The organism is Pseudomonas oryzihabitans, from assembly GCF_032027545.1.
GTDB lineage: Bacteria > Pseudomonadota > Gammaproteobacteria > Pseudomonadales > Pseudomonadaceae > Chryseomonas > Chryseomonas oryzihabitans_F.
Map to the genome: position 1 here is coordinate 63,312 of NZ_JAVSJB010000004.1, position 11,793 is coordinate 75,104.

At 65.8% G+C, this 11,793-nt stretch carries 13 protein-coding genes; 7 read left to right on the forward strand and 6 right to left on the reverse strand.

Going from position 1 to position 11,793, the window contains the following annotated elements:
* Nucleotides 1-2: 2 nt before the first annotated feature.
* Nucleotides 3-407: a YkgJ family cysteine cluster protein gene (locus RND78_RS07645; RefSeq protein WP_312727395.1), complete on the forward strand. Its 405-nt coding sequence runs from the start codon at nucleotides 3-5 to the stop codon at nucleotides 405-407.
* A gap of 166 nt (nucleotides 408-573) precedes the next feature.
* On the opposite strand, the gene RND78_RS07650 is transcribed toward RND78_RS07645, so the two are convergent.
* Nucleotides 574-888 carry a YkgJ family cysteine cluster protein gene (locus RND78_RS07650; RefSeq protein ID WP_312728101.1) on the reverse strand — a complete coding sequence of 105 codons (315 nt, stop codon included), beginning with the start codon at nucleotides 886-888 and terminating at the stop codon, nucleotides 574-576.
* 130 nt (nucleotides 889-1,018) lie between these two features.
* On the opposite strand from RND78_RS07650, the gene RND78_RS07655 reads away from it, so the two are divergent.
* Nucleotides 1,019-2,722, forward strand: coding sequence for a penicillin-binding protein 2 (locus RND78_RS07655; protein WP_312727396.1), 1,704 nt, complete (start codon nucleotides 1,019-1,021; stop codon nucleotides 2,720-2,722).
* A 63-nt stretch (nucleotides 2,723-2,785) separates the two neighbouring features.
* Here RND78_RS07655 and RND78_RS07660 read toward each other — a convergent pair whose 3' ends face one another.
* The 4 genes from RND78_RS07660 to znuA form a co-directional block, all read right to left on the reverse strand.
* Nucleotides 2,786-3,238, reverse strand: coding sequence for a YiiD C-terminal domain-containing protein (locus RND78_RS07660; RefSeq protein WP_312727398.1), 453 nt, complete (start codon nucleotides 3,236-3,238; stop codon nucleotides 2,786-2,788).
* 61 nt (nucleotides 3,239-3,299) lie between these two features.
* Nucleotides 3,300-4,694, reverse strand: coding sequence for an ATP-binding protein (locus RND78_RS07665; protein WP_059228914.1), 1,395 nt, complete (start codon nucleotides 4,692-4,694; stop codon nucleotides 3,300-3,302).
* A complete protein-coding gene (locus tag RND78_RS07670; protein WP_007159882.1) occupies nucleotides 4,691-5,368 on the reverse strand; it encodes a response regulator transcription factor in 678 nt (225 codons plus the stop codon). The genes RND78_RS07665 and RND78_RS07670 overlap by 4 nt, the downstream gene beginning before the upstream one ends.
* 500 nt (nucleotides 5,369-5,868) lie before the next feature.
* Entirely contained in the window at nucleotides 5,869-6,855 is a 987-nt protein-coding gene (gene znuA, locus RND78_RS07675; protein WP_312727400.1) for a zinc ABC transporter substrate-binding protein ZnuA, read from the reverse strand.
* A 65-nt stretch (nucleotides 6,856-6,920) separates the two neighbouring features.
* Between znuA and RND78_RS07680 the strand changes: the two genes are divergently transcribed.
* Genes RND78_RS07680 through znuB form a run of 3 tightly spaced genes read left to right on the forward strand, consistent with a single transcriptional unit; the run spans nucleotide 6,921 to nucleotide 8,951 of the window.
* Nucleotides 6,921-7,406: a Fur family transcriptional regulator gene (locus RND78_RS07680; protein ID WP_312727403.1), complete on the forward strand. Its 486-nt coding sequence runs from the start codon at nucleotides 6,921-6,923 to the stop codon at nucleotides 7,404-7,406.
* On the forward strand, nucleotides 7,403-8,173 hold the full coding sequence (gene znuC / locus RND78_RS07685) for a zinc ABC transporter ATP-binding protein ZnuC (RefSeq protein WP_059228907.1): 771 nt from the start codon (nucleotides 7,403-7,405) through the stop codon (nucleotides 8,171-8,173). The genes RND78_RS07680 and znuC overlap by 4 nt, the downstream gene beginning before the upstream one ends.
* Entirely contained in the window at nucleotides 8,166-8,951 is a 786-nt protein-coding gene (gene znuB / locus RND78_RS07690; RefSeq protein WP_312727408.1) for a zinc ABC transporter permease subunit ZnuB, read from the forward strand. The genes znuC and znuB overlap by 8 nt, the downstream gene beginning before the upstream one ends.
* Nucleotides 8,952-8,956: 5 nt before the next feature.
* Here the strand turns inward: znuB and RND78_RS07695 are convergent, their stop codons facing one another.
* On the reverse strand, nucleotides 8,957-9,913 hold the full coding sequence (locus RND78_RS07695; protein WP_312727409.1) for a sulfonate ABC transporter substrate-binding protein: 957 nt from the start codon (nucleotides 9,911-9,913) through the stop codon (nucleotides 8,957-8,959).
* A 198-nt stretch (nucleotides 9,914-10,111) separates the two neighbouring features.
* Here RND78_RS07695 and RND78_RS07700 point away from each other — a divergent pair, with 198 nt between their 5' ends.
* Both RND78_RS07700 and RND78_RS07705 read left to right on the forward strand, forming a co-directional pair.
* A complete protein-coding gene (locus RND78_RS07700) occupies nucleotides 10,112-10,408 on the forward strand; it encodes a YciI family protein (protein WP_312727411.1) in 297 nt (98 codons plus the stop codon).
* Between the two features lie 301 nt (nucleotides 10,409-10,709).
* Nucleotides 10,710-11,771 carry an acyltransferase gene (locus RND78_RS07705; protein ID WP_312727414.1) on the forward strand — a complete coding sequence of 354 codons (1,062 nt, stop codon included), beginning with the start codon at nucleotides 10,710-10,712 and terminating at the stop codon, nucleotides 11,769-11,771.
* Nucleotides 11,772-11,793 lie beyond the last annotated feature (22 nt).

Here is an 11,793-nt window from a genome sequence, read left to right on the forward strand (position 1 = left end):
TCATGGCCCAAGTACTGCGCATTCTCGGAGCGGATCTCGATCGCACCGAAACCTGGATCCGCTACGACAAGGCCATGTGCCTGGATTGCGTCTCCAGTTGCTGCACCCTGCCGGTGGAAGCGCGGCTGTCCGACCTGATCCGCATGGGCGTGGTGGACGAATTCGAGAAGGGCGAGCCGCTCAAGGACATCGCCAAGCGGCTGAAGAAGGATGGCATCGTCGAGCGTCTCAACGCCAAGACCGGGCTGTTCACCCTGGTGCGGCTGTCCAACAACGACTGCCTCTATCTTCATCCGAAGACCCGGCTGTGCACCATTTACGGTCAGCGCCCGGAAACCTGCCGCAACCACCCACGGGTCGGCCCGCGGCCGAACTACTGCGCCTACAAGCCACAGAAGCTGCGTTGAGTCTCTGATCGCGGCCATGGCAGTCCGCCGCTGTGGCCGCTCCTGTAGGAGTCAGGTGCTTTGCTGATCGCGGCCATGGGCCGCTCCTACGGAACCATCCGCGCCTGTAGGAGCGGCCCAGGGCCGCGATATGACCACCCGGCGGCCTAGCCTTTCAGGCGAACCGCTAGAAATCGCCACTCTCCATCGCCCTTTTCATTTCCGCGCGCTCTTCCAGGCATTCCGGCCCGGCCATGTCGAAGATCCGGCAGACCCAGGGTCGTACCTCGTAGATGCTGCAATTCATCTGCTCGCGATCCAGGGCCGCGCACCAGCCGTCGTCGAGACGCTTCATGCGGGTGCCGGTCCAGTCTTCCTCGATGTAGCGGGCGGGCACGCCGGCGTCGTCGAACAGCAGCACTTCCTGGCGGCAGCACCAGGCCTGGCAGCTGTCGCAGGTCACGGCGGGAGGGGTGAGATCGTGCAGGGGGATGTCGCTCATCCGCGCAGTGTAACGCGCCGTGTCGCCCAGCGGTTTCCGGGCGATGGCCGGAGCAGTTACCATGCGCGCTCCCGAATGGTTGTAACCAGTTGTGACCATGCCCAAGCCCTCTTCCCGCGCAGGAGCCGCCATGACGGCCGCACCCCGCTATCGCTTCTATGTCGTGGTCATCGTGCTGGTCCTGTTGACCTGCGTGGTCGCCGGTCGCATCACCTATCTCAAGCTGTTCGACGCCGACTTCCTCGGTGACCAGGGCGACCGCCGCTCGGTACGCCACATTCCCATCCCGGTCACCCGCGGCATGATCACCGACCGCAACGGTGCGCCCCTGGCGGTCTCCACCGAGGTGGTGACCATCTGGTGCAACCCGGCGGAGATGCAGGACAGCGCCGACCAGTTGAGCCGCCTGGCCCAGGCCATCCACAAGCCCGAGGCCGAGCTGCGCAACCTCATCCTCGGCCACCCGGAAAAGCACTTCCTCTACCTGGCCCGCGCCCTGTCGCCCATCGACGGCGAGAACATCATGGCCCTGGGCGTGCCCGGCGTACGCCAGATCAAGGAGTACAAACGCTACTACCCCAGCTCCGACCTGGTGGCCCAGGTGATCGGCATGGTCAACATCGACGGCCATGGCCAGGAAGGCCTGGAGCTGGGCTTCGAGGACTGGCTGGCCGGCCGCGGCGGCGTGCGCGAGGTGCTGATCAACCCGCGTGGCTCCGTGGTGAAGAACATGCGCGTGGTACGCCAGCCGCGGCCGAGCAAGGACGTGGCGCTGTCCATCGACCTGCGCCTGCAATTCATCGCCTATCGGGCGCTGCAATCGGCGGTGGAGAAGTTCGGCGCCCAGTCCGGTTCCGCCGTGCTGGTCGATCCCAAGACCGGGCAGATCCTGGCGATGACCAACTTCCCCTCCTACAACCCCAACAACCGGGCGACGCTGCAGATCCCCAACATGAGAAACCGCACCCTGACCGATGCCTTCGAGCCCGGATCGGTGATCAAGCCGTTCAGCATGTCGGTGGCCCTGGCCTCGGGCAAGTTCAACGAGAACAGCACCGTCGACGTGGCGCCCGGCTGGATGACCATCGACGGCCACACCATCCACGACGTGGCCAAGCGTGGCGTGCTGACCATGACCGGGGTGCTGCTCAACTCCTCCAACATCGGCATGAGCAAGGTGGCCCTGCAGATCGGCCCGCTGCCCATCTACGAGCAGCTCAGCCGCGTCGGCTTCGGCAACCCCATGGAGCTGGGCTTCCCCGGCGAGAACGCCGGCTACCTGCCCGGCCATACCAAGTGGTCGCAGATCGCCACCGCCAGTATGTCCTTCGGCTACAGCCTGGCGGTCAACGTCGCCGAGCTGGCCCAGGCCTACTCGGTGATCGCCAACGACGGCAAGCTCACCCCCCTGACCCTGCTCAAGGACCAGAAACAGCAGAGCGTCCAGGCCATGGACCCGACCATCGCCCGGCGCATCCGCATGATGCTCAACCACGTGGTGGAAGACGACGGCGGCGTAATCCGCGCCCGGGTGCCCGGCTACCACGTGGCGGGCAAGTCCGGTACCGCGCGTAAGGCCGGGGCCGGCAGCTACACCGAGCACGCCTATCGCTCGCTGTTCGTCGGCATGGCGCCGGCGGCCGATCCCAAGCTGGTGCTGGCGGTGATGCTGGATACGCCGACCAAGGAAGGCTACTTCGGCGGCCTGGTCTCGGCGCCGACCTTCAGCGAGATCATGTCCGGTGCCCTGCGCGCCCTGGCCGTGCCGCCGGACAACCTGCCCAAGACCGATACCGCCCAGCAGGCGCCCGCCGAGTCCCACTCCCACGGCTAGTCATAGACCGGCAATGAAAAAGGGCGACCCTGGGGGTCGCCCTTTTTCATGCTGCTGCAGCCGTCAGCGATGCAGCACGTACTGGCCGCTGAAGCGCACACCATCCTCGCCACTTTCGGTGACGATACGCGACTGCAGGGTGATGCGCGCCCGCCCGCGACGGCGGAAGGTGGTCTCGAAGCGCTCCCAGGCGCGTTCATCGGCCGGCTCGCCGTAGGCCAGGGCATCGGCGGTGATCGGCCGCGGATAGCTGATCTGGCCTTCCTGGATGAGGATGTGCCCTTCCTCGATGCCCGCCTCGCGCAGCCGCAGGTACAGCCAGCCCCAGCCGGCCAGCACGGCCACGCAGTAGAGGCTGCCGCCGAACATGGTGCTGGCGTGGTTGATGTTGGCGTCCAGCGGCGCGTGCAGTTGCAGGCGGTGCTCGCTCCAGTCGCGGACTTCCAGGCCCAGGGCCTTGGTGATGGGAATATCGTGGTGCAGCAGGGATTCGAGGTGACGGCAGTCGCGGCTCATGCCGGGATCCTTACAGACAAAATTTCACTATCGGGAGCAGACGCCAGTCATGACCAACGGGTCACGTCCTGGCGCCATTGTGCACCAAGGAAGGACGCTCCGGGGAAATGGCGGCGGGCAGGCGGAAGCGGAAGCGCGCACCGCCCAGGCTGGATTCGTCGATGGTCAGGCTGCTGCGATAGCCCTCGAGGATGTCCTGCACCACCGCCAGGCCGATACCCTGACCGGGATGCCGGCTGTCCATGCGCATGCCGCGGCGCAGCACGCTTTCGCGGCGTTCGGCCGGGATGCCCGGGCCGTCGTCCTCGATGTCGAGGATCCAGTGCTCGGTATGCCGCCGGGCGCTGACCCGCACCTGGGTCAGGCACAGCCGGTAGGCGTTCTCCAGCAGATTGCCGAAGACCTCCAGCATGGCCGCTTCCTCCGCCTGGACGCGCAGGTTGGGCGGCAGCTCCAGCTCGGCCTGGACGCGCTTCTCGGCGTAGACCTTGTCCAGGGTGCTGAACAGCGATTCCAGCAGTGGCGCCAGCTCCAGCGGCCGACTGAGCACCGCACCGCCCTGGCGGGTGGCCCGCTGCAGCTGGTACATCACCTGCTGGTTCATGCGCTCGATCTGGGTCTGCAGGGTGCCGACCTCCTGGTCCAGCTGCGGCCGTCGGCGCAATTCCTCGGTCACCCCCTGCAAGACCGCCAGGGGTGTCTTCAGGCTGTGGGCGAGATCGCCGAGCGTGTCGCGATAGCGCTCGCGCTGCAGGCGTTCGTGGTCGAGCAGGCGGTTGAGCGAACGGATCAGGCGGCTGATCTCACTGGGCACGTTCTTTTCGTCGAGCAGGTCGCGCTGGTCGGTTTCCACCGCGTCGAGTTGCTGGCTGAGGCGACGCAGGGGGCGCAGGCTCCATTGCATGACCAGCGCCAGCAGCAGCAACAGGGCACCGAGCACCCCCACCAGCCAGAGGATCACCTGGTGCAGGAAGGTAGCGCGCAACCGTTCGTATTCCTCGGCCGGCTGCATGGTAACCACGCTGAAGCCCGCCACCGGCGGATTGCCCAGCAGCACCTCGCGATCGAAGACGAAGAAGCCCTGGCCCTGGTCATCGGTGGCCTTGACCAGCTTGACCCCGCCGCCGTCGAAGGTGGGCTTGTAGTTGGGTCGCTCCTTGATTGCCGAGCGCGAGCGCCAGAGCAGGCGCCCGTTCTGGTCGTAGACATAGCCGAGGATCGGCGAACCGGGCCGGTCGAAGACCTCCTCGGCGATCATCTCCGGCATCGCCAGGCGTCCGTCGATGGCCCGTGCCGCGCCGATCAGGGTGTTGGCGTTGGCTTCCAGGCGCGCGGCGACGAAGTTCTCCACCGTGCGATCGAAGGCATTGCGAATCGCCGGCACGATCAACGCCAGGCAGACGATCACCAGCAGCGCCGCGCTGAGCAATAGCCGCACGCGAAAGGAACGGATCACTGGCAGCGCTCGGTGAACAGGTAGCCGCGGCCCCGGACCGTTTCGATGGGTTGCATCTGGCAGCTGGCCTCCAGCTTGCGCCGCAGGCGGCCCACCAGCACCTCGATGACGTTGCTGTCGTGCTCGCCGTCATCGTCGTAGAGCTGCTCCATGAGCCGCTCCTTGGTGATCACCTGCTGGTGGTTGCGCATCAGGTATTCCAGCAGGCGGTACTCGTAGGCGGTGAGCTGCAGCGGTTGCTCTTCGTTGAAGGCCTGCTGGCGACCCAGGTCAAGCTTGAGCGAACCGGCGCGGATGCTCGGCTGGACGAAGCCCGCCGAGCGCCGCAGCAGCACGTTGAGGCGCGCTTCCAGCTCTTCGAACTGGAAGGGCTTGACCACGTAGTCATCCGCGCCGGCACCGAGACCCTCGACCTTGTCCTGCCAGCTGCCGCGGGCGGTGAGGATGAGGATGGGCAGGGTGGCGCCCTGGTTGCGCAGCTGGCGGATCAGATCGAGCCCGCTCATGCCCGGCAGGCCCAGGTCGATGATGGCGAGGTCGTGATGGAATTCGCGGGCGCTGTAGAGCGCTTCTTCCGCATCGGCCACGGCATTGACGACATGACCGGCTTCACCCAGACGCACCTTGAGGTGGTGGCGCAGCAGGTTTTCGTCTTCGACGACGAGGATCTTCATGCAGACTCCTGAACAGCTAACGAGACGCTCTCTGGTCGCGATCGCACATGTCGCACGCTTCGCGCAGCGGAGCCGGGATACCGATTATGGCGCCTGTGGCGGGCTGGCGGCGAGAGTGCGGGATGGATGGACGAGGTCACTCACTTTATTCCAGGCAAAAAAAACCTCTCCAGTTGGAGAGGTAAGGAGCACTTCATGGGGATCGGAAACTGCCGTTGGGGGACGGCTACAGGGAACCAGAGCTGACTTGGTGACCCTGCAATGGAGTTACAAGGATGAACATCGCCAGGTCGGGTCGAAGTGTCCGGACGATCTGCCTTAGCGGGAGCTGCGCTAGGGTGAACATATCCGGGCGACCTCGGCGTTGCTGATCTGACAGTTGCAGATTAGGCCAATGGCCCTGAACGCTCCCTGAACTCGTCCTGAACGCTAGCTGAACGGTGGCGAAGTGGCGCGAAGGCTATGAACAGGCGGCTCAGCCGATCCGTCGCCCAACGACTTCAGGGCAGCTGGCCCAGGCAACCGCCGAGGGTGTCGGCCACGCGCTGCAACAGCGCGGTGTAGCCCTGTCGATCCACGGCGATGCGGGCACCCAGCGGGTCCAGCTCCACCAGGGTCACCGGCAGACCGCTGCTCAGGGTGGTGGCGATCTTCGGCTGCAGCGGCGGCTCGGTGAAGACACAGGTCGGCCCGGCCGCCTTGAGTTCTTCACGCATGGCGGCCACGTGACGGGCGCCGGGCTGGACGTCGGCGCCTAGGGCGAAGACGCCACGATGCCCCAGGCCATAGGCCTCCTCGAAATAGTCGAAGGCCTCGTGGAAGACGAAGTAGGGCTTGCCGGCCAGGGGCGCCAGCTGAGCGCGCAAGGCCTGATCCTTGGCCGCGAGTTCGGTCTCGAAGGTCTGGAGGTTGGCCGCATAGCGTTGCGCATTGGCCGGATCGGCCTGGCTCAGATCGGCAGCCAGGCGGGTGGCGATCACTCGGGCATTGGCCGGGGCCAGCCAGAGATGGGCGTCCAGGCTACCGGGACGATGGTCATGGTCGTGGGCATATTCGGGCTCGCTACCATGTTCATCACCGTGCGCATGGTCGTGGCCATGCTCGTGCTCGTCGCCGTGATCGTCGTCCTGGGCGTCCGCCTGCTCTTCGCCGAAGCGCCGCAGGTGCAGGCCCGGCAACTCCTGAATCGCCACGCTGGGGCCCTGGCGCTCCTTGAGCACGGCCGGCAGGAAGGTCTCCAGATCCGGGCCGATCCAATAGACGAGATTGGCCTCGCGCACCTGGCGCAGGTCCGAGGGGCGCAGGGCGTAATGGTGTGGCGAGGCGCCCGGTGGCAAGAGCACGGCGGGCTGCCCGGCACCGTCCTGGATGGCCGCGGCGATCAGTTGCAGAGGCTTGATGCTGGTCAGCACCTTGACCTCGGCCTGGGCGGGCAGCAGGGCGCAGGTGAGCAACAGGGAGGCGACGAGGGGTAGGAGGCGCGGCACGTGAAAATCCCGATTCTTAAGAGAGGTGCAATATAATAACGTCCTGGCTTCCAAGGTACTGCTCCATGTCCGACGCTCCCCTGGCCTTTCGGCCCCACGATCACTCCCGCTGCGTCGCCCACGCGCTGGCCGAGGCCGACGATCTCTGCCGTCGCGCCGGCGTGCGCCTCACCGACCTGCGCAAACGGGTGCTGGAGTTGGTCTGGCAAAGCCATAAGCCTCTGGGCGCCTACGACATCCTGGCCGTGCTCAGCGAGCAGGACGGCCGCCGCGCCGCGCCACCCACCGTCTATCGGGCATTGGATTTCCTCGTCGAGAACGGCCTGGTGCATCGCATCGCCTCGCTCAATGCCTTCGTCGGCTGCAACCATCCCGGCGAGGCCCACCAGGGCCAGTTCCTGATCTGCCGTAGCTGCCAGGTGAGCATCGAGCTGGAACAGCCGGCCGTGCACCAGGCCATCCTCGACGGCGCCAGCGCCGTGGGCTTCCAGGTGGAAGGCCAGACCGTGGAAGTGGTCGGTCAGTGCTCCGCCTGCCGGAAGCAGGCATGAGCGAGGCGCTGATCCGACTGCAGGATGTCAGCGTGACCTTCGCCGGCCAGCCGGTGCTCGACCAGGTCAGCCTGACCCTGGATCCCGGCCGCATCGTCACCCTCATCGGCCCCAACGGCGCCGGCAAGACCACCCTGGTGCGCAGCGTGCTCGGCCTGCTCACGCCGGATCGCGGCAGTGTCTGGCGCCGCCCGCGGCTGCGCATCGGCTACATGCCGCAGAAGCTGCAGGTGGACGCCACCCTGCCACTGTCGGTGCTGCGCTTCCTGCGCCTGGTGCCAGGGGTGAATCGCGCCAGCGCCCTGGCGGCCCTGGGCGAAGTGGGTGCCGAAGGGGTCATCGACAGCCCCCTGCAAAGCATCTCCGGCGGTGAATTGCAGCGAGTGCTGCTGGCCCGCGCGCTGCTCCGCCAGCCCGAACTGCTGGTGCTCGACGAACCCGTGCAAGGGGTCGACATCAATGGCCAGAGCGAGCTGTACCGACTGATCGGCCAGTTGCGCGAGCGCCATGGCTGCGGCGTGCTGATGGTCTCCCACGACCTGCACCTGGTGATGGGTGCCACCGACCAGGTGATCTGCCTGAATCGCCACGTCTGCTGCTCCGGCCATCCCGAGCAGGTCAGCGGCGATCCGGCCTACCAGGCGCTGTTCGGCCAGAGCGCGCGCAATCTCGCCGTCTATCACCACCACCACGATCATGCCCACGACCTGCATGGCAGCGTGGTCAAGACCCCGCATGTCCATGGAGCCCACTGCAAGCATGGCTGATTTTCTGCTGTATGCCCTGCTCGCCGGTCTCGCCCTCGCCTTGGTCGCTGGTCCGCTTGGCTCCTTCGTGGTCTGGCGACGCATGGCCTATTTCGGCGACACCCTGTCCCATGCCGCCCTGCTCGGGGTAGCGCTGGGCTTCCTGCTGGATGTCAGCCCGACCCTGACCGTCACCGTCGGCTGCCTGGCGCTGGCCGTGCTGCTGGTGGTACTGCAACGCCGCCGGGGGCTGGCCGCCGACACCCTGCTGGGCATCCTCGCCCACAGCACCCTGTCGCTGGGGCTGGTGGCGCTGTCGTTCATGCACGAGGTGCGGATCGACCTGATGAGCTATCTGTTCGGCGACCTGCTGGCGGTAGGTCCGGCCGACCTACGCTGGATCCTCGGCGGCAGCGCCCTGGTGCTGGCGGCCCTGGCCTGGCTGTGGCGGCCGCTGCTGGCCATCACCGTGCACGAGGAGCTGGCCCAGGTCGAAGGCCTACCGGTGACCTGGATCCGCCTGGCGCTGATGCTGCTGGTGGCCATCGTCATCGCCGTGGCCATGAAGATCGTCGGGGTGCTGCTGATCACCTCGCTGCTGATCATCCCCGCCGCCACCGCCCAGCGCCATGCCCGCAGCCCGGAGCAGATGGCCTGTGGCGCCAGTCTGCTGGGCATGGCCGCGGTCTGCCTGGGCCTGACGCTGTCCTGGTACCAGGACACCCCGGCCGGCCCCTCGGTGGTGGTGGCCGCTGCGGGAATGTTCCTGCTGGGCTATCTGCTGCCGCGGCGCGCTTAGCCGTTCTAGTGGGGCGCCTGCCACACCGCCTGGCTCACGTCGACCTTGCGCGGAATCAGCCCCTGGGCGTGGAAGATGTCGGCAGTCTGCTGCTGGGTGGCGATGATCTCGGGCGTCAGTGCCGTCACCCCATAGCCGGCACGGGCCTGCCAGGTGGCGATCACCGCTTCCGGCAGACCGATCTGCTGCGCCAGGATGCGGCTCACCTCCGGCTTGTGGGTATTGGCCCAGGCCCCGGCCTTGGCCAGCTCCGCCAGCAGCAGGCGGATCGCCTCGGGATGGGCATCGGCGAAGCGGCGCGACCCTTCATAGAAGCTGTTGGCGTGCAGCAGGCCCTTGTAGTCGGCGAGTACGCGCACCGGCTGGCTTTGCTGGATGGCCGCCAAGTACGGGTCCCAGACCACCCAGGCGTCCACCGAGCCGTTGGCGAAGGCGGCGCGGGCATCGGCGGGCGGCAGATAGACCGGCTGGATGTCCTTGAAGCCGAGCCCGGCCTTTTCCAGGGCAGCGACCAGCAGGAAGTTCGCGCTGGAACCCTTCTGCACCGCGACCTTCTTGCCCTTGAGTGCCGCCACGTCGCGGATCGGTGAGCCTTCCGGCACCAGGATGGCCTCGACCGACTCACTGGCCGGTTCGGCCCCCAGATAGACCAGATCGATCCCGGCGGCCTGGGCGAAGATCGGGGGCGGCGAGCCGGTGTAGCCGACGTCGATGCTGCCGGCGTTGAGCGCCTCCAGCAGCTGCGGGCCGGCCTGGAACTCACGCCAGCTCACTTGGTAGCCCTGGGCGCCCAGGGTCTGCTCCAGGGTACCCTGGGCCTTGAGCACGGCCAGCAGGCCACCGCCCTTCTGGTAGCCGATCCGGAGTGGCTGGTCGGCGGCCTGGGCCGCGGCCAGGCTGCCGAAGGTCGTCAGGGCCACCAGGGCGATGCATGCCAGGCGACGAAGAGTTGCGAAAGTCATAGCGGCCTTCCCTTATTCCATTGAGGAAGGCCAGCTTGGCTGCTTTATACGAAAAGGTTTAATACTCTTCTCGCCTAAGGCTATGCCGTCCGCCAGGGTGTGGTCAGTTGTCGAAGGTCCGATTGACGCTGTGCCCAGGATCACGCCACCCTGCGCGGGCGGCGGCCACCGGGGCCACCGCCCCTATCGGAGCCTGCCATGCCTTTTCTGATCGAGACCTTCGACAAGCCGGACAGCCTGGCCCTGCGCCAGCAGCATCGCCCGGCCCACCTGGACTTCCTCCGCGAGCAAGCCGCCGCCCTACTGGCCTGCGGCGCCAAGCTCAGCGACGACGGCGAGACCGCCAGCGGCAGCATCTACATCGTCGACGTGGAAACCCGTGCCGAGGCGGAGGCCTTCCTGGCCCAGGACCCCTTCAGCCAGGTCGGCCTGCCCGCCGAGGTGCGCATCACCCGCTGGCGCAAGGCGGTGCTCGACGGCAAGGCCTTCATCTGAGTATCCGGCGGCCCCGGCCGCCATCCCCGACCCCTCCTTTGGCTTAAGAAATCCTTAAAACTGGCAGAATGCCAGCTTAATCACCGCCATTCGCCGGTGTTGTCAGTTCACACTTTCGGGAATCGCTTCACGGAAAAGTGATGCAGCGCAAGAAAACCCGGGCTTTTCCGATCGCCTCGTTAAGGAAGGAAGCGAACTAGCCTAAGCTCAGCGGGCTCAGATGAACGATGCGCCGACATCCGTTCCCCATCGCTCGATTGAGGCAACGCTGTCTCGCCTTCGCTAGTACAGAGGACTCAGCATGACCAAGACCACGCCCGAGAAAGACCTGCGGATCGAGACCATTCGTGGACTGGCGCTGTTTCTGATGGTGGCGGGCCATGTCATCGGCAACTCTTCCATCTACGGCATGAAGGTGCCGGACGATTCGACGCTCCGCTACCTGTACGACTCCCTGGTCTACGTGCGCATGCCGCTGTTCACGGCGATATCCGGCTATGTCTATGCGCTCCGCCCGGTAAACACCGGGAGCGATCTGTCGCGTTTCTATCTGGGCAAGTTCAAGCGCATCGGCATTCCCCTGCTAGTCGTGTCGACACTGTTCTTCGCCGTGCAGATGGCCATTCCCAATACCAACACCAAGCCGCAGCTGACCGACATCTTCAGCATCTACTTCTTCAGCTACGCACACTTCTGGTTCCTGCAGTCGATCTTCTGCATCTTCGTGTTCATCGCACTGCTGGAGAAGGCCGGGCTGTTGCTCAGCCTGCGGAATTTCGGTTTCGTGCTCCTGGCCGCGCTGGTTGCATCCCAGGCCTGGGAAAACTTCCCGGACCTTTTCAGCCTGAACAAAGCCATGCAACTGCTGCCGTTCTTCCTGTTGGGCCTGGGGTTGTACCGTTTCGCCGATCGCCTGATCACGCATCGAAACATCGTCCTTGCCGGCATCGCCTTGTGCTTGCTGGTGGCCATCGATCAGGCCTATCTGTTCGAACTGCTTGACCTCGATGAGAACGAGATCGAACTCATAGGTACTGCCCTGGGCCTGGCCGCCATCAGCCTGCTGATAGCCCGGCGCTTCTATTTCAAGCCACTGGCCTGGCTGGGCTATTTCTCCTTCGAGATCTACCTGTTCCACGTCTTCGGCACCGCTGGTGCCCGCATCGTGCTGAACAAGCTGGAGGTCCATAACCTCTGGGTGATCTTCACCGTCAGCATGGTGCTGGGCTTGTTCCTGCCGGTGGCGTTGAAGCTGGTGCTGGAGCGGATCAGCCCGCTGCACTTCCTCAGCGTGGCCTTCTTCGGCGCCAAGACACGGGTCAACCGGGCCACGCCGCCGCTGCAGAAAAAGGCCGCTGCCTGACTCGACCGGCCACAAAAAACCC